Annotated in this window: 12 protein-coding genes and 1 pseudogene; 6 read left to right on the forward strand and 7 right to left on the reverse strand. The window is 53.7% G+C overall.

The window, feature by feature from the left end; all coding sequences use genetic code 11:
* Positions 1–48: 48 nt before the first annotated feature.
* Complete coding sequence (gene barA, locus J1778_RS12975) at positions 49–2,799, forward strand: two-component sensor histidine kinase BarA (RefSeq protein WP_217173525.1); 2,751 nt, start codon at positions 49–51, stop codon at positions 2,797–2,799.
* Between the two features lie 55 nt (positions 2,800–2,854).
* Here the strand turns inward: barA and J1778_RS12980 are convergent, their stop codons facing one another.
* The 5 genes and pseudogenes from J1778_RS12980 to J1778_RS13000 form a co-directional block, all read right to left on the reverse strand.
* A complete protein-coding gene (locus J1778_RS12980) occupies positions 2,855–4,162 on the reverse strand; it encodes an amino acid deaminase (RefSeq protein WP_217173526.1) in 1,308 nt (435 codons plus the stop codon).
* 118 nt (positions 4,163–4,280) lie between these two features.
* Positions 4,281–5,420 (reverse strand): glycerate kinase, encoded by a 1,140-nt coding sequence (locus J1778_RS12985; protein WP_217173527.1) that lies wholly within the window; start codon positions 5,418–5,420, stop codon positions 4,281–4,283.
* Positions 5,421–5,540: 120 nt separating this feature from the next.
* Positions 5,541–6,434: pseudogene (garR, locus tag J1778_RS12990) on the reverse strand (2-hydroxy-3-oxopropionate reductase); the annotation flags it as partial.
* Between the two features lie 27 nt (positions 6,435–6,461).
* On the reverse strand, positions 6,462–7,232 hold the full coding sequence (garL, locus tag J1778_RS12995) for a 2-dehydro-3-deoxyglucarate aldolase (protein ID WP_217173528.1): 771 nt from the start codon (positions 7,230–7,232) through the stop codon (positions 6,462–6,464).
* A 62-nt stretch (positions 7,233–7,294) separates the two neighbouring features.
* The gene (locus tag J1778_RS13000) at positions 7,295–8,641 is read right to left on the reverse strand and encodes an MFS transporter (RefSeq protein ID WP_217173529.1); all 1,347 of its coding nucleotides are present in this window, start codon (positions 8,639–8,641) and stop codon (positions 7,295–7,297) included.
* A gap of 563 nt (positions 8,642–9,204) precedes the next feature.
* Here J1778_RS13000 and garD point away from each other — a divergent pair.
* The gene (garD, locus tag J1778_RS13005; protein WP_217173530.1) at positions 9,205–10,776 is read left to right on the forward strand and encodes a galactarate dehydratase; all 1,572 of its coding nucleotides are present in this window, start codon (positions 9,205–9,207) and stop codon (positions 10,774–10,776) included.
* A gap of 71 nt (positions 10,777–10,847) precedes the next feature.
* Here garD and exbD read toward each other — a convergent pair whose 3' ends face one another.
* Together exbD and exbB are read right to left on the reverse strand one after the other, a co-directional pair.
* The gene (gene exbD, locus J1778_RS13010; RefSeq protein ID WP_217173531.1) at positions 10,848–11,282 is read right to left on the reverse strand and encodes a TonB system transport protein ExbD; all 435 of its coding nucleotides are present in this window, start codon (positions 11,280–11,282) and stop codon (positions 10,848–10,850) included.
* Positions 11,283–11,291: 9 nt separating this feature from the next.
* The gene (gene exbB / locus J1778_RS13015; RefSeq protein ID WP_238484717.1) at positions 11,292–12,218 is read right to left on the reverse strand and encodes a tol-pal system-associated acyl-CoA thioesterase; all 927 of its coding nucleotides are present in this window, start codon (positions 12,216–12,218) and stop codon (positions 11,292–11,294) included.
* Positions 12,219–12,740: 522 nt separating this feature from the next.
* Here exbB and J1778_RS13020 point away from each other — a divergent pair.
* The 4 genes from J1778_RS13020 (at position 12,741) to metC (ending at position 16,965) form a co-directional block, all read left to right on the forward strand.
* Entirely contained in the window at positions 12,741–13,718 is a 978-nt protein-coding gene (locus tag J1778_RS13020) for a TRAP transporter substrate-binding protein (RefSeq protein ID WP_217173533.1), read from the forward strand.
* Positions 13,719–13,774: 56 nt separating this feature from the next.
* Positions 13,775–14,287 (forward strand): TRAP transporter small permease, encoded by a 513-nt coding sequence (locus J1778_RS13025; RefSeq protein WP_217173534.1) that lies wholly within the window; start codon positions 13,775–13,777, stop codon positions 14,285–14,287.
* A gap of 12 nt (positions 14,288–14,299) precedes the next feature.
* Positions 14,300–15,592 carry a TRAP transporter large permease gene (locus J1778_RS13030; RefSeq protein ID WP_217173535.1) on the forward strand — a complete coding sequence of 431 codons (1,293 nt, stop codon included), beginning with the start codon at positions 14,300–14,302 and terminating at the stop codon, positions 15,590–15,592.
* 179 nt (positions 15,593–15,771) lie between these two features.
* Positions 15,772–16,965 carry a cystathionine beta-lyase gene (metC, locus tag J1778_RS13035; RefSeq protein WP_217173536.1) on the forward strand — a complete coding sequence of 398 codons (1,194 nt, stop codon included), beginning with the start codon at positions 15,772–15,774 and terminating at the stop codon, positions 16,963–16,965.
* The last annotated feature ends 88 nt before the right edge of the window (positions 16,966–17,053 follow it).

The raw sequence follows: 17,053 nt of genomic DNA on the forward strand, positions 1-17,053 counted from the left end.
CTGGTTTATTAAGCTTAGCTGGAGCTAATTCTCCCACATTGGAACCCCATGACCAAATATAGCCTTCGCGCAAGGATGATGATCCTGATTCTGGCACCGACTTTAATGATCGGTTTGCTGCTCAGCACCTTCTTTGTGGTCCATCGCTACAACGAGTTGCAGAATCAGCTGACAGAAGCCGGAGCCAGTATTATCGAGCCTCTGGCGGTCGCGAGCGAATATGGCATGACGTTCCGTGAACGCGAACCGGTCAAGCGCCTGATCAGTCGTCTGCACCGCAATCATTCGGATATTGTGCGCAGCATCAGCGTATTTGATGGCGACAATAAACTGTTTGCCAGTTCGACATCTCAGCACGACGGCAGTCCGCTGCAGGTAAAACGTACAGAGGATATTCCCCGCGACCTCACCAAGGAACGCTCCGGTGATGTGCTGATTTTGCGCACGCCCATTCAGGCCGAAAACCACACAGAGGCCGATGACGAATCTTTCAGCGCTTCGCCGGATCACCAGTTAGGTTACATCGCCATTGAGCTGGATTTACGTTCGGTCAAACTGGCGCAGTATCAGGAAGCGTTTGTTTCCACCATGTTGCTGCTGTTGTGTCTGGGGATCGCCACGCTGTTCGCCTACCGCCTGATGCGCGACGTCACCGGGCCTATCCGCAATATGGTCAATACCGTTGACCGTATCCGGCGCGGACAGCTCGACAGCCGTGTGGAAGGCAACATGCCGGGCGAACTGAGTATGCTGAAAAACGGCATCAACTCGATGGCGATGTCGCTGACGGCGTATCACGAAGAAGTGCAGCAGAATATCGATCAGGCAACGTCAGATCTGCGTGAAACGCTCGAGCAGATGGAAATCCAGAACGTTGAGCTGGATCTGGCGAAAAAGCGGGCGCAGGAAGCGGCGCGTATCAAATCCGAATTCCTGGCCAATATGTCCCACGAGCTGCGTACCCCGCTTAATGGCGTGATTGGCTTTACCCGTCAGACGCTGAAAACCCCGCTGTCGCCGACGCAGGCGGATTATCTGCAAACCATTGAGCGTTCTGCTAACCATCTGCTGACTATCATTAATGACGTGCTGGATTTCTCAAAACTCGAAGCCGGCAAACTGGTGCTGGAGCACATTCCGTTCTCGCTGCGTGAAATGCTCGATGAAGTGGTGATTTTGCTGGCCCATACCGCTCATGATAAAGGGCTGGAGCTGACGCTGAACGTCCACAACAATGTGCCGGAAAATGTGCTGGGCGATCCGATGCGCATGCAGCAAGTGGTGACTAACTTGCTGGGAAATGCGATTAAGTTCACCGAAACCGGCAATATTGATATCAACGTGGAATTGCGTTCTCAGAACAATTTACAGGTTGAACTGGAAGTGCAAATTCACGACACCGGCATCGGGATTTCCGAGCGTCAGCAGTCGCAGTTGTTCCAGGCTTTCCGTCAGGCAGATGCCAGCATTTCACGCCGTCACGGCGGCACCGGATTAGGGCTGGTAATCACCCAGCGGCTGGTTAAAGAAATGGGCGGTGATATCAGTTTCTACAGCCAGATCAACCGCGGCTCAACGTTCTGGTTCCACGTCACCCTTGAACTGAATGAAAACCGTCACATCACACCGGTTTCCATGAGTCATCTTGAAGGTAAACGTCTGGCGTATGTCGAGGCCAATCCGGCAGCGGCAAAAGCCACGATGGAAATCCTGCAGGCCACGCCGCTGGATGTCACGCACCGCACGACAATTGCAGCGCTTCCGGAAACCCATTACGACATTATGCTGTGCAGCATTCCGGTGAACCCCGATATGGCGCTGTCCGATTACGACGGCAAACTGCAAAGGGTGTTCAGCATGACACAGCATCTGTTACTGGCACTGCCAAGCCAGTTCCAGGTGGATGCCGAAGAGCTGAAACGGCGCGGGGTCGAGGCTTGTCTGATTAAACCCATGTCGAGCATCCGTTTACTGCCGTTATTGCTCAAAGAGCAGCAGGCGTCGGTGCGGGTGATCAACAGTGATGAGAATAAAACGTCGCGCCTGCCGCTGACGGCAATGGCGGTGGATGACAATCCGGCCAACCTCAAACTGATTGGCGCGTTGCTGGAAGAACTGGTGGAAACCACCGTGCTGTGTCATAGCGGTGAAGAAGCGATTGAAGTCGCGCGCCACACAGATCTCGACATTATTCTGATGGATATTCAGATGCCGGATATCGACGGTATCCGCGCCAGTGAAATCATTCATCAGATGGCCCGCCATGCCAAAACGCCGGTGGTGGCGGTCACCGCGCACTCGCTGAGTGGTGAACGCGAGCAATTGCTGAAGCTGGGCATGGACGATTATCTGTCTAAACCGATTGATGAAAGTATGCTGAAAAACGTGCTGTCACGACATCAGACTCATCAGACGCAACTGGATTCTCCGTTGCAGTCCGGCGAAGAACTGGCGCCGATCAGCACACTCGACTGGCAGCTGGCATTAAGTCAGTCAGCCAATAAAGTAGCGCTGGCGCAGGACTTGCTGCAAATGCTGGTGGAATTCCTGCCGCAGGTGGCGGAACGCGTGGAAGCTGTCACCCGGGGCGAACCGGACAACGATATTCTGGCGCTGATCCATAAACTGCACGGCAGTTGCAGTTACAGCGGCGTACCGCGCCTTAAACAGCTGTGTTTCTACATCGAACAACAGCTGCGACAGGGCGTCAGCGTGGAAACACTGGAACCGGAATGGTTTGAATTGCTTGATGAAATCGACAATGTGAAGCGCGCCGCGCTGGCCTATTTACCGAAATAAGCCATCCTGCGGTAAAAAGAATAACGCCCGGCATCGTCCGGGCGTTTTTGTATCGTCAGAACCAGGTCGTCACCGCGCCGGTCACATCCCACTGCTCGTTGACCAGCAGCAACTGACGCCATTTATCGAACGTCAGGCACGGATGGCTGATATCAAAGACCAGCATGTCACCCACTTTCAGATCGGCGTTTTCAGGTATCGACATAAACGCGTGCTGATCCATCATCGCGAACACTTTCCAGTCTTCCGGCGCAGGCACCACCGTGGTGTATCCCGCCTGTGTGGCGCTGCGCGGACGGAAATGCCCGGCGGCTTTCGGGTACCCGGCGTCATAACCGGCATCACGCTTACCGAAAGCGATAATTGCCCTGCCCGGCTCCGGCAGCGACTGCACCGCCGCCCAGACCTGCAACGCGGGCTGTAAACTGCTGTTCATCTCGCGGGCCACCGGATTGCTGGTTTGCATACGCTCAAGCGCCGCCTGATACGCGCCGACATCGTGCGTCACGTAGCAACCGGAACGCAGGATGATATCGAGGGTATAGCGTTTTTCAGCATCAAGATGCGTGTCTTCGCGCGTCAGTTCTTCAGCCACCACATCGAACCAGGCGGAACCGGCGCCGGTTAAAATGACCTGTGGTTCGGCAAATTCTCCGGCCTGTGCCAGCACTTGCGTACGGGTCATAACGTGGCGCAGAAAATCGCGGATCACGGCCTCGTCACTACTGACACCTTCGTAAAGCTCGACGCCGACCAGCGCCAGCGACTGCGGCCAGCGTTTGACCGCCGCCAGCACGTCGGCTTCCTGTTCATCGGTACGGATGCCTGTTCGCCCGCCCGCAATGCCGTATTCAAACATCACGCGCAGTTTCAGTTGCTGACTGGCAAAGTAATGCCCGAGTGCCTCGGCGTTATCTGCCGAATCAACAATGCAGGTAAAATCGAAAGCCGGATCTTCACGCATCAGCCCGGCGATCATCGCCATATTGCCTTTGCCGACCAGCTGATTGGCCATAATCACTTTGCGCACGCCATGCGCGAATGCCGCATTAACCTGTGGCGCAGTCGCCAGCGTAATGCCCCACGCGCCAAACTCCAGCTGCATCTGATACAGCTCAGGGCTCATGGTGGTTTTGCCGTGCGGTGCCAGTTTCAGCTGATAGCGCTGAATAAATTCACGCATCCAGGAAAGATTATGTTCGACTCTCTCTTCGAGCAGCACCGCCACCGGCAGGCTGACGTCTTCACGAAGAATATTCCAGCCTTGCCCGCGGATATCGCCCTTGCGCGCACCGGCACTCAGCGGCCCCAGCCCTTTAGTCAGGGTGTTTACCGGCTGCTGTGAAAAATCAATCTCTGACATACGTGTTTTCTCTCTGGCGGATGTTTCTAAAACCTATCGTAAAAACAGCGGAAATAAAATACAAAAAACCGGCGCAGGGAAGGCCTGAACGCCGGTTTTTTTCGCTGACGGCTGTCAGTCAGAGTTTTTGCGATAACTTAATGGTCGCGGCAATATTCCGTGCGGATTTACGCAGATTATCAGCGGCATTTTTCAGGGCATCATCCAGCGTACAAATGCTGTAAAGCACGCTGAAAACGGCGTCCAGCCCGTGGTCATAAACCACATCCACATCTTTTGTCAGACTGCCCGCAATGCCAATGACCGGTTTGTTATAACGCTTGGCGACCCGCGCCACACCAATTGGCACTTTGCCGTTGATGCTCTGGCTGTCAATTCGCCCTTCACCGGTGATCACCAGCGTGGCGTCTTTCACCAGCTCATCCAGACCCAGCGCATCGGTGACTATCTCAATCCCCTGACGTAATTCCGCATGGCAGAATCCGTAAAGTGCCGCGCCCATGCCGCCCGCAGCGCCTGCGCCGGGAACCTGTTCAACATCAATGCCCAGATCCTTTTTGATCACTTGCGCATAATGATGCAGATAGCCGTCGAGCTGCTCGATCATCTCCGGTGTCGCACCTTTTTGCGGACCGAAGATAGCAGACGCACCGTCTTTTCCGGTCAGCGGATTGGTCACGTCACACGCCACTTCAAAGCGACATTTTTTGATCCGCGGATCCAGCCCGCTGATATCAATGTGATGCAGCTTTTCCAGCTCGCCGCCGCCCTGACCAATCGGCTTGCCGTCGCTGGTCAGCAGCTTCGCGCCCAGCGCCTGCATCATGCCCGCGCCCCCGTCATTGGTGGCACTGCCGCCAATGCCGATGATGCAGTGTTTTACGCCATGGTCCAGCGCGGAATGGATCAGTTCCCCGGTGCCATAGGACGTGGTTTTCAGCGGATTACGCTGTGCTGGCGGAACGCTTTCCAGCCCGCTGGCCGCCGCCATTTCGATGAAAGCGATTTTCTCATCACCTGATAACCCGAAGAACGCCTCAATCGGTTTTCCCAGCGGCCCGGTGACATTCACTTTAACGACGCGGCCTCCGGTGGCGGCCACCATCGCCTCAACGGTGCCTTCGCCGCCATCGGCAACCGGCAGCTTGACGTACTCCGCCTCAGGGAAAATCTCACGGAAACCACTTTCGATGGCTTTTGCCACATCCAAAGCAGACAAACTTTCTTTGTATGAATCCGGTGCGATCACTATTTTCATAAAGTCATTACCTTCATAAACTGCACGCGCCGATGGGGAAAAGCGTCCTGTCAGTTTTGCATCCTGCCTGAAGGGCAACGCGAAACGAGTTTCCACTCAGGGCCACGTTGCCGCCGCAGACTAACGGGTAACTTCAACCTTCGCTAAGGTTTCATAATAGCGTGCAATGGCGCTATGGTCAGATTGTCCGTGACCATCCGCTTTCAGTGCCTGCATCATTTCCATGACCAGCGAGGTCAGAGGCAGTTGCGCACCAACGCCGTGTGAGGTGTCCAGTGCGTTAGCTAAATCCTTGATGTGCAGATCAATACGGAAGCCCGGCTTGAAGTTACGATCCATCACCATTGGCGCTTTCGCTTCCAGAACGGTGCTGCCTGCCAGGCCGCCACGAATGGCCTGGAAAACTAAATCAGGATCCACACCCGCTTTGGTCGCCAGCACCAGCGCTTCAGACATGGCAGCAATATTCAGCGCCACGATCACCTGGTTCGCCAGTTTGGTGACGTTGCCTGCACCGATATCACCGGTATGCACCACGGAACCCGCCATGGATTTCATGATTTCATAGCATTTATCGAACACCGCTTTGTCGCCGCCGACCATGACAGACATGGTGCCGTCGATGGCTTTCGGTTCGCCGCCGGAAACCGGCGCATCGAGCATGGCGATTTGCTTCGCGGCCAGCGCTTCACTGATTTCGCGGCTTGCCAGCGGCGCGATAGAACTCATGTCGATGAAAATAGTGCCCGGCCGCGCGCCTTCAATCAGACCATTTTCGCCCAGCGCAACTTCTTTCACCTGCGGCGAGTTTGGCAGCATAGTGATAATGACATCAGAAACCGCAGCCACGGCTTTTGGGGTATCTGCCGCCGTCGCGCCGAGTTTCACAATTTCGCCGACGGTATCCTGATTGCGATCCATAACCACCAGCTCATATCCTGCTTTCAGCAGGTTTTTGCTCATAGGCTTGCCCATGATGCCTAAACCAATAAAGCCAATTTTCATTCGGGTATCCTCTTTATATTGATGTTTGAGAGCGGATCACTTGGTAAAGCGATCGCACAGCGCCTGAGTCCCTGCGCGGAAAACGCCTAAATCACTGCCGACTGCCACGAAAGTCGCGCCCCATTCCAGATAGCGACGGGCATCCGCTTCTACCGGTGCCAGAATGCCGCACGGTTTGCCGTGGGCTTTTGCACGGGCGAAAATGTGACGGATAGCGGCCTGCACGTCAGGGTGTCCGGCGTTGCCGAGATGCCCCATGCCTGCGGCCAGATCGCTTGGCCCCACAAAAATCCCGTCGATGCCGTCAACGGCGGCAATCGCATCAAGATTATCGACGCCCTGCTGACTTTCGATTTGCACCATCACCGCGATGTTGTCATTGATGCTGGTGAAGTAATCCGGCACGGTGCCGAACATGTTGCTGCGGTGCGAAACCGATACGCCACGGATGCCTGCTGGCGGATAACGTGTTGAGGCAACCGCCAGTTCTGCCTGTTCCTGTGTTTCCACAAACGGGATCAGGAAATTGTAGAAACCGATGTCCAGCAGGCGCTTAATCACCACCGGATCATTAAATTGCGGACGCACCACCGGCGCGCTGCGGCTGCCTTTCAGCGCCATCAGTTGCGGTACAAATGTGGTGACATCATTCGGCGCGTGTTCGCCATCCAGCAGCAGCCAGTCAAAACCCGCCACGCCAAGCACTTCGGTAGTGATCGGGCTGCACAGGGCTGACCAGCAACCAATCAGCGTTTTCCCTTGCAACAAGTCCTGGCGAAAGCGATTTGGAATCATTTGATTACTCATATCTGATATCTGACCTCATCAAAGGGGCAGAACCGGAAAGCCCGGCGTGCCCGCATCAAAATTTACTGTTTCTTAAGTTCCAGACGTTTGATATCGCCGACCACCAGCAGATAGCAGAGCATCGCCATCAGTGCTGAACAGCCCACAAAAATTAATGCCATGTTGAAAGAGTGCAGCCCTTTAACCATGTAGCCGATCACCAGCGGCGTCACGATAGAGGCTACGTTTCCGAACACGTTGAAGATGCCGCCGCACAGGCCAATGACTTCTTTCGGCGCGGTATCGGCAATAACCGGCCAGCCCAGCGCACCAAAGCCTTTGCCGAAGAACGCCAGCGCCATCAGGGTGACGACCAGTGTGTTGTTGTCGGTGTAGTTACACAAAATGATGCTGGTGGCTAACAACATGCCCAGCACGATAGGAATTTTACGTGCCACAGTCAGCGAGAAGCCGCGCTTGATCAGGAAATCTGAGAACACGCCACCCAGCACACCCCCTGCAAATCCGCACAACGCCGGAATTGCGGCAATCATCCCCACTTTAAGAATAGACATGCCCTTTTCCTGAACCAGATAAATCGGGAACCAGGTCAGGAAGAACCACGTAATACTGTTAATGAAATACTGCCCGAAGAAGATCCCCAGCATCATGCGGCTGCTCAACATCTGACGAACGTAGCTCCATTTCGGACCGTTATTCGCACTGTCGGTTTTCTTGTGGTCGATATCCACCACCGCGCCGCCCTCTTTCAGGTACTCCAGCTCGCTTTTGGAAATATTCGGATGTTCCGGCGGGTTATGGATGAACTTGATCCATACCAATGTCAGTACAAAGCCAATCACGCCCATGACGATAAACACATGTTCCCAGCCCCAGGCGTAGGTCAGCCAGCCGAGTAACGGAGAGAACAGCGCCAGTGAGAAATACTGTGCAGAGTTAAAAATTGCAGAAGCGGTGCCGCGCTCGGTGGTCGGGAACCAGGCGGCCACAATACGGGCATTGGCCGGGAAGGAAGGCGCTTCGGAGAAACCCAGCATAAAGCGCAGGATAAACAGCGTCAGTGCGCCATACGCCAGCGGGAACCAACCGACAAAGCCTTGTAATAAGGTGAACAGCGACCAGAAAAACAGGCTGTAACTGTAGACTTTCTTTGACCCAAACTTGTCCAGCAACCATCCGCCAGGCAACTGCATAATCAGATAAGCCCAGCCGAATGCCGCAAAGATCTGCCCCATATCTGCTGCATCAAGGCCCAGCTCGCGCGCGACTTCGGTTCCTGCAATGGAAAGCGTTGCACGGTCGGCATAGTTCACCGCCGTAATTAAAAAGATAATCAGCAAAATGTAGTAACGAATATGAGTTCGTACCTTACTTTGCGCGATTGTCCGGGACTGAGATTGAATATTCATGGTGACCTTCGTTGTAATATTGAAAAATTCTTTTGGGAATTCACCACCGTTTAAATAACGCCCGTCATTTATCTGCGTTATTCACCGCACACTTGTCTTAAACGACATGCTTTATACAATATGGGGAATTACCCTTTATTAATTTTTGTACGAAATTTACCTGTATTACTTAAAACGTCACCTTCAGAGGGCTAATACAGTATAAAAAAGAGGCCCCAAAATAACACTGTGCATTCGCCCAAGAATATAGCAGATAATTGTGACTATTCTTTTGCATCCACACATCGGTGTGGGAGGAAAATCACAGATTGTCTCGCGCTGATAACCGCTTAAATCAAAGGGTGATTTGCATCACATTTATTCTGTCACCTGCCCCACAGAATGATGTTAAACCGGTAAAAAGCTGGTCAGTTGCACAATGAGGTTCATGGAAGTCTGCCCTATAATGAGCGTCATACCCTGTATTGCCTGAGCATGTTTTTGAGAAACGTCGTTAAGCGTCAACTTCAGAGAATTAACCGGCACCTTTTGTTCCGGGATGTTTAATAAACGCGGAGACAGTTATGTCACGTAATAAAGATAAAGAACATGCAACCGAAGCACTTTTCATTAAGGTTCATGAAAGCGATAACGTTGCCATTATTGTGAACGATAACGGTTTAAAAGCCGGCACCCGATTTTCAAATGGTCTGGAATTAATTGAGCATATTCCGCAAGGCCATAAAGTTGCTTTAGAACCGATTGCCCAGGGTGGCGATATTATTCGTTATGGTGAAGTCATCGGTTATGCAGTGCGTGATATCGCACAGGGCGGCTGGATTGACGAATCCCTGGTGGAACTGCCGGTCGCCCCTGAGCTTAACAGCCTGCCGCTGGCTACCCGCGTACCCCCGGCATTACCGCCGCTGGAAGGTTATACCTTTGAAGGTTACCGCAACGCCGACGGCAGCGTAGGCACCAAAAACCTGCTCGGTATTACTACCAGCGTACACTGCGTGGCGGGTGTGGTGGATTATGTGGTCAAAATCATCGAGCGCGATTTACTGCCGAAATTCCCCAATGTTGACGGCGTTGTCGCACTGAATCATTTATACGGCTGCGGTGTGGCGATTAACGCGCCGGCAGCTGTGGTGCCTATCCGTACCATCCACAATCTGGCGCTGAACCCGAACTTTGGCGGCGAAGTGATGGTCGTCGGTTTAGGTTGCGAGAAGTTGCAGCCGGAAAGATTGCTGGAAGGTACGCCGGACGTGCAGGCGATTTCCCTCGACGACACGCATATCGTCCGTTTGCAGGATGAACAGCATGTCGGCTTCCAGTCGATGGTCGACGATATCCTCACCGTCGCACAATTCCATCTCGAGCGCCTGAACCGCCGTCAGCGCGAAACCTGTCCGGCGTCTGATCTGGTCGTAGGCACGCAATGTGGCGGCAGCGATGCTTTCTCTGGTGTGACGGCTAACCCGGCGGTCGGTTACGCCTCAGACCTGCTGGTGCGCTGCGGCGCGACCGTGATGTTCTCGGAAGTCACTGAAGTGCGCGACGCCATCCACTTGCTGACGCCGCGTGCTGCGGATGTCGAAGTGGGTAAACGTCTGCTGGAAGAAATGGCCTGGTACGATGATTATCTGTCGATGGGACAAACCGACCGCAGCGCCAATCCGTCTCCGGGCAACAAAAAGGGCGGTCTGGCTAACGTGGTGGAAAAAGCGCTCGGCTCGATTGCGAAATCCGGCACCAGTGCGATTTCAGAAGTGCTGTCGCCCGGCCAACGTCCGACTAAAAAAGGACTGATTTACGCGGCCACGCCTGCCAGCGATTTTGTCTGCGGCACACAGCAACTGGCTTCCGGTATTACCGTTCAGGTATTTACCACCGGGCGCGGTACGCCTTACGGCCTGCTGGCGGTGCCGGTAATTAAAATGGCGACCCGCACCACGCTGGCAAACCGCTGGCACGATCTGATGGACATCAACGCCGGCACCATTGCGACGGGTGACGCGACCATTGAGGATGTAGGCTGGGAACTGTTCCACTTCATTCTCGATATCGCCAGCGGGCGCAAGAAAACCTGGTCTGACACCTGGGGTATCCACAATGCGCTGGCGGTATTTAACCCGGCGCCGGTGACCTGAGTTACCCTTTAGCAGACAAACAAAAGGCCAGCAATGCTGGCCTTTTTTGTGCGTCTGAACTGAGGAAAAATTTACTGCACCGCTGCGGCACCGGTTTGTTCAGCACCCACCAGTCCGACTTTCAGGTAACCGGCTTTACGCAGGTTATCCATCACTTTCATCAGCGTTTCGTAATCCACTGTCTTATCCGCACGGAAGAAAATCGTGCTCTGCTTGTTGCCCTGAGTACGTTGATCCAGCATCGCGGTCAGATTATCGCTGTTGACTGGCGTGTCGCCGAGGAACAGCTGTTTATCTGCTTTCACCGACAGGAAGATCGGTTTCTCCGGGCGCGGCTGCTGTTTCGCCGTGGAGGCGGGTAAATCCACCCGCACATCTACGGTCGCCAGCGGTGCGGCCACCATGAAGATGATCAGCAATACCAGCATGACGTCGATGAAAGGCGTGACGTTGATGTCATGCATTTCACCGCTTTCGTCGATATCGTCGTTTAACCGAATAGCCATAATCTGTTCTTACCCTACGCGTAACTGACCTGTCTGACCACGCGGCACATCGCCTTCGCTGGCAGCCAGATCCAAATCACGACCCTGCAACAGAATAATCTGCGCCGCCACATCGCCAACCTGATGACGATAGGAGGTGATAGTACGGGCGAAAATATTGTAGATCACCACGGCTGGAATGGCTGCAACCAGACCGACAGCGGTCGCCAGTAAGGCTTCTGCGATGCCCGGTGCCACGACAGCCAGGTTAGTGGTCTGCGTTTGTGCGATACCGATGAAGCTGTTCATGATGCCCCAGACCGTACCGAACAGGCCGACGAACGGAGAAATAGCCCCGATGGTCGCCAGAATACCGTTGCCACGCCCCATGTAACGACCCGCAGCGCTGACGCGGCGCTCAAGGCGGAAACCGGTACGTTCTTTGATGCCGTTGTTGTCGGTGGAACCGGCTGACAGTTCCAGCTCATTCTGTGCATCGCGGATCATCTGTGCGCTGATGCTGCTGGCAGCAAAGCTTTCGGCTTGCTCAGCCGCTTCATCGAGCGTACGGACAGAAGAAAGCGCATCAAACTCGCGGCGCATACGACGTTTGCCCGTAAATACTTCTGCGCCTTTGCTGAACAGCAGCGCCCAGGTAACGACAGAGGCCAGCAGCAGGCCAATCATGACGGTTTTCACCACCGCATCGGCGTGGTGATACATGCCCATAACAGACAAATCGGTAGGAATGACAGGCGTCGCTTCGGTCGGTGCCGGTTGCATCACCGGTGCTGGCGTTGCATCACTGTTCGCCGGTGCAGGGGCATCTGCCGCTGCCGGTTGAGTTGCTGCGGAAGTGACGGCTTGTCCAGCCGGCGTCGCAGGAGCAGCCATTGCGTTGCCGCTCAGACCAGCAACCAACATTAACGACATCAGTAATGAGGTCGCCTCTTTCATCTTATTGCGAGCCGTTTTCACGCGTCGCCTCCAGCCAGAATCAGTGTGTAGAAGGAATGAATAACGCCGAATGATATCAAAGAAAAAGGCCTAATTGATAGTCGTTCTCATTATTATTTACATTGTCGCGTCTGACGGCTGGCGTGTCATTGACAGACGACAAGGTTTTTTGTGTTTGTACAAGGGATGAACAATTTAACCTGCGTCACATTTTCTATAAAAATCACGCAGTAAATCAATCATCTGGGCTTTATTACCCAAGTCAAAACAACGTTTTAAATATTAAGTAACAGCTTTTTACATTTGTTGCGAGTTTGTGATAACGCTCAAATACCGCGCAGTAAAAAATAGGATAAGGTGCTTGCACTGGCGAAGACCGCACACCGGCACGTCTTGTATCCCTATAATTTTAAAAGCTTATTCCCAACTTTTTCATAATGAGCAGGCCGGCTCTTTTGTTCGCCCTGATCGACACTTGATCTTATTTATCTTTCCCTTACTGAGTACCCTGGAGACAAACTGATGAAAATGCAAAAAGCACTTCTCAGCTTTTGCCTGAGTTCAGCGACCTTTTTATTTACCTCTGGTGTATCAGCACAAACGCTGAAAGCCGCCGATGTGCATCCGCAAGGTTATCCGAACGTTGTCGCCGTTCAGCACATGGGCGAAAAACTGCAAAAGCAAACGGACGGACGCCTGGAAATCAAAACCTTTCCGGGCGGTGTTCTGGGGGATGAAAAGCAGGAAATTGAACAGGCACAGCTTGGCGCACTGGATATCATCCGTGTGTCGATGACGCCGGTCGCTTCGATTTTGCCGGAGATAAACGTCTTCACCCTGCCCTATATATTCCGCGACGAAGACCATATGCACAAAGTGCTCGACGGTCAGATTGGTAAAGAAATCGGCGACAAAATCACTAACAACCCGAATTCCCGACTGGTGTTCCTCGGCTGGATGGACGGTGGTACACGTAACCTGATCACCAAAGAGCCGGTGGTGAAACCGGAAGATTTGCACGGCATGAAAATCCGCGTTCAGGGCAGCCCGATTGCGCTGGCGACACTGAAAGCCATGGGCGCAAACCCGGTGGCGATGGGCGTCAGCGAGGTGTTCAGCGGCATGCAAACCGGCGTGATTGATGGCACTGAAAACAATCCGCCGACATTCGTTGCCCACAACTATCTGCCGGTGGTGAAAAACTACACTTACAGCCGCCACTTCATTATTCCTGAACTGTTCCTGTATTCAAAAGTGAAATGGGACAAGCTGAAACCGGAAGACCAGCAGTTAATCCTCAAACTGGCGAAGGAAGCGCAGGACGAGCAACGCGAACTGTGGAAAGCCTATAACGAGAAAGCGCTGGCGACGATGAAAGATGGCGGCGTGAAATTCTATGAGATCGACCCTGCGACTTATGTGAAAGCCACACAGTCCGTGCGCGATGAATTCGGCAAAGACCATCAGGAACTGATGCAGCAAATTGCTGACGTTCAGTGAATCCTGACACCGGCAGCCTGCAGGCTGCCTCTTTCTGATCTTTCGCCGGGGGATTTATGGTCTCGAATTATCACACCCTGATGGACATTCTTTACCGCTGCGCGATGTGGCTCGCCGGAATAGCGTTACTGCTGATGGTCGCCGTGATCCCCATTGGGATCTTCGCCCGCTACGTGATGAACAGCGCCCTGTCGTGGCCGGAGCCCATTGCGATTATGTGCATGGTGACATTTACCTTTATCGGCGCTGCGGTCAGTTACCGCGCCGGTTCGCACATTGTGGTGGCGATGGTCACCGACCGTCTGCCGCCTGCGCTGAAAAAATTCTCCGCCCTGCTGGCTGATCTGATGATGCTGGCGATCAGCGTGTTTATTTTCTGGTACAGCCTGCAATTGTGCAGCGAGCTCTGGCAACAGCCGGTGGCGGAATTCCCGCTGCTGACCGCCGGACAAACCTATCTGCCGCTGCCCATAGGTTCTGCGCTGACGCTGTTATTTATCATTGAGCAGATCATTGCCGGACCACAGCATCAGCGACCTGTGGTGATGCTGGGCAATTCTGACGCCTGACCGGAGCCTGTTATGGATGCATTAATCTTGTTGTTAACGCTGGCGGTAATGCTGGCGATTGGCGTGCCGGTCGCTTATGCCGTCGGGTTGAGCGCACTGGCGGGAGCCTGGTGGATTGATCTGCCGTTTGAAGCGCTGATGATCCAGCTGACCAACGGCGTGAATAAGTTCTCTCTGCTGGCGATCCCGTTCTTTATTCTGGCAGGCGCGATCATGGCCGAAGGAGGGATCGCCCGCCGGCTGGTCAGTTTTGCCTATATCTTTGTCGGGTTTATCCGCGGCGGACTGTCGCTGGTGAACATCGTGGCCTCGACCTTTTTCGGCGCGATTTCGGGATCCTCGGTGGCAGATACCGCATCGATCGGTTCGGTGATGATCCCGGAAATGGAGAAGAAAGGTTATCCGCGTGACTTTGCAGCGGCGGTCACCGCCAGCGGTTCGGTGCAGGCGATCCTTACACCACCTAGCCATAACTCGGTGATTTATTCACTGGCGACCGGCGGTACGGTGTCGATTGCCGCGCTGTTCATCGCCGGTATTCTGCCCGGTTTACTGCTCAGCCTGACGCTGATGGTGATGTGCGTGGTGTTTGCGCATAAACGTGGTTATCCGAAAGGTGAACGCGTGCCGTTCCGCCAGGCGCTGAAGATTTTCATCGACACGCTGTGGGGACTGATGACTGTGGTCATCATCATGGGCGGTATTCTCAGCGGAGTATTTACCGCCACGGAATCTGCGGCGATAGCCTGTCTCTGGTCGTTTTTCGTTACCATGTTTATCTACCGCGATTACAAGTGGAGCGAACTGCCGAAACTGATGTACCGCACGGTGAAAACCGTCAGCATCGTTATGATCCTGATAGGCTTTGCCGCCAGCTTTGGCGCTGTGATGACCTACATGCAGTTGCCGATGCGCATCACTGAATTCTTCACTTCGATCTCCGACAACAAGTACGTGATCCTCATGTGGATCAACATCATGCTGTTGCTGATCGGCACGCTGATGGACATGGCACCGATCATTCTGATCCTGACACCGGTGCTGCTGCCGGTGGTCTTATCGCTCGGCATTGATCCGGTGCATTTCGGCATGATCATGCTGGTGAATCTGGGGATCGGGCTGATTACTCCGCCGGTCGGCTCGGTATTGTTTGTCGCCAGTGCGGTGAGTAAGCAAAGCATTGAAAAAGTGGTCAAAGCCATGCTGCCGTTCTACTGCGTACTGTTTGTGGTACTGATGCTGGTGACCTATATCCCGACCATTTCGCTGTTCCTGCCCAAACTGTTTGGCGTTTATACCGGCTGATACCTAAAACGTGTTTCTCCCTTGCCCGTCATCACGACGGGCTTTTTTTTGGCCGTGCTGCTGAAATTTTCTCATCCACCCGCCAAAAGCCTGATCCCTGAAATTCATCATGTTAAGTTAATGACATATCGGCGGATGCTGGTGCATGCCGTGCAACATAACAGGGTGAAATACGGATTATGTCGTCTAAAAAAATTGAAACCACGCTGGTCAGCGCCGGAAGGGACAAGAAATTCACGCAAGGCTCAGTGAATGCGGTAATTCAGCGTGCGTCATCTTTGGTATTTGAAACCGTGGCGGATAAAAAACACGCCACCACCAACCGCGCTAACGGCGAGTTGTTTTACGGACGTCGCGGCACCCTGACACATTTCTCGCTGCAACAGGCGATGATCGAGCTGGAAGGCGGCGCGGGCTGCGCGCTCTATCCGTGCGGCGCGGCGGCGGTCAGTAACGCGGTGCTGTCCTTTGTCAGCAGCGGGGACCACATTCTGGTGGCCGGTTCATCTTACGAACCGACGCAGGATTTCTGCGAAAAAGTGCTGAAGAAACTCGGTGTTTCCACCACCTATTTCCCGGCCAATATCGGTGCTGAGTTAGGTTCGCTGATGCAGCCCAACACCAAAGTGGTGTTCCTCGAATCGCCGGGTTCTATCACCATGGAAGTCCCGGATATCCCGGCGATGGTGAAAGCGGTGCGCGCAGTAAATCCGAACGTTGTCATCATGATCGATAACACCTGGGCGGCAGGCATTCTGTTTAAAGCGCTGGAATTTGATATCGATATTTCGATTCAGGCAGGCACCAAATATATCGTCGGTCATTCTGATGCGATGATTGGCACCGCCGTTTCTAATGAGCGTTGCTGGGAACAACTGCGTGAACACTCGTATCTGATGGGGCAAATGGTCGATGCTGATACTGCGTATGTCGCCAGCCGCGGGCTGCGCACCATGGGCGTGCGGCTCAAACAACATGCAGAAAGCAGCATCCGCATTGCACAGTGGCTGGCAGAGCGTCCGGAAGTGGCGGTGGTCAATCATCCTGCATTGCCGGGCAGCAAGGGCCATGAATTCTGGAAGCGGGATTTCACCGGCAGCTGTGGCCTGTTCTCCTTCGTACTGAAACAGCGCCTGAGTAAACAGCAGCTTTCTGACTACCTCGACCACTTCGAACATTTCAGCATGGCGTATTCGTGGGGCGGCTTTGAATCGCTGGTTCTGGCCAATCAGCCGGAAGAAATTCAGGCTATCCGCCCGGCTGAAACCGTCGATTTTAGCGGTACGCTGGTGCGTCTGCACATCGGGCTGGAAAACTGTGACGATCTGATTGCCGATCTTTCAACGGCTTTTGAACGGATTACCACTTCCTGAGCCGCAGAGATTGCGACATAACGCGCAGATCGGTAAGGTAACCGACGGATATTCATTCGCTAAATGATAATAATCTGTAAGCTCTTTA

The organism is Rahnella bonaserana (assembly GCF_019049675.1).
Classification (GTDB): domain Bacteria; phylum Pseudomonadota; class Gammaproteobacteria; order Enterobacterales; family Enterobacteriaceae; genus Rahnella; species Rahnella bonaserana.

Bases quoted from the DNA above. Each gene is read 5' to 3' on its own strand.
- J1778_RS12980 (WP_217173526.1), bottom strand. From the start codon at position 4,162: ATGTCAGAGATTGATTTTTCACAGCAGCCGGTAAACACCCTGACTAAA.
- garL (WP_217173528.1), bottom strand. From the start codon at position 7,232: ATGAGTAATCAAATGATTCCAAATCGCTTTCGCCAGGACTTGTTGCAA.
- J1778_RS13025 (WP_217173534.1), top strand. From the start codon at position 13,775: ATGGTCTCGAATTATCACACCCTGATGGACATTCTTTACCGCTGCGCG.
- metC (WP_217173536.1), top strand. From the start codon at position 15,772: ATGTCGTCTAAAAAAATTGAAACCACGCTGGTCAGCGCCGGAAGGGAC.
- J1778_RS12985 (WP_217173527.1), bottom strand. From the start codon at position 5,420: ATGAAAATAGTGATCGCACCGGATTCATACAAAGAAAGTTTGTCTGCT.
- garD (WP_217173530.1), top strand. From the start codon at position 9,205: ATGTCACGTAATAAAGATAAAGAACATGCAACCGAAGCACTTTTCATT.
- barA (WP_217173525.1), top strand. From the start codon at position 49: ATGACCAAATATAGCCTTCGCGCAAGGATGATGATCCTGATTCTGGCA.
- exbD (WP_217173531.1), bottom strand. From the start codon at position 11,282: ATGGCTATTCGGTTAAACGACGATATCGACGAAAGCGGTGAAATGCAT.
- exbB (WP_238484717.1), bottom strand. From the start codon at position 12,218: ATGAAAGAGGCGACCTCATTACTGATGTCGTTAATGTTGGTTGCTGGT.
- J1778_RS13000 (WP_217173529.1), bottom strand. From the start codon at position 8,641: ATGAATATTCAATCTCAGTCCCGGACAATCGCGCAAAGTAAGGTACGA.
- J1778_RS13020 (WP_217173533.1), top strand. From the start codon at position 12,741: ATGAAAATGCAAAAAGCACTTCTCAGCTTTTGCCTGAGTTCAGCGACC.
- J1778_RS13030 (WP_217173535.1), top strand. From the start codon at position 14,300: ATGGATGCATTAATCTTGTTGTTAACGCTGGCGGTAATGCTGGCGATT.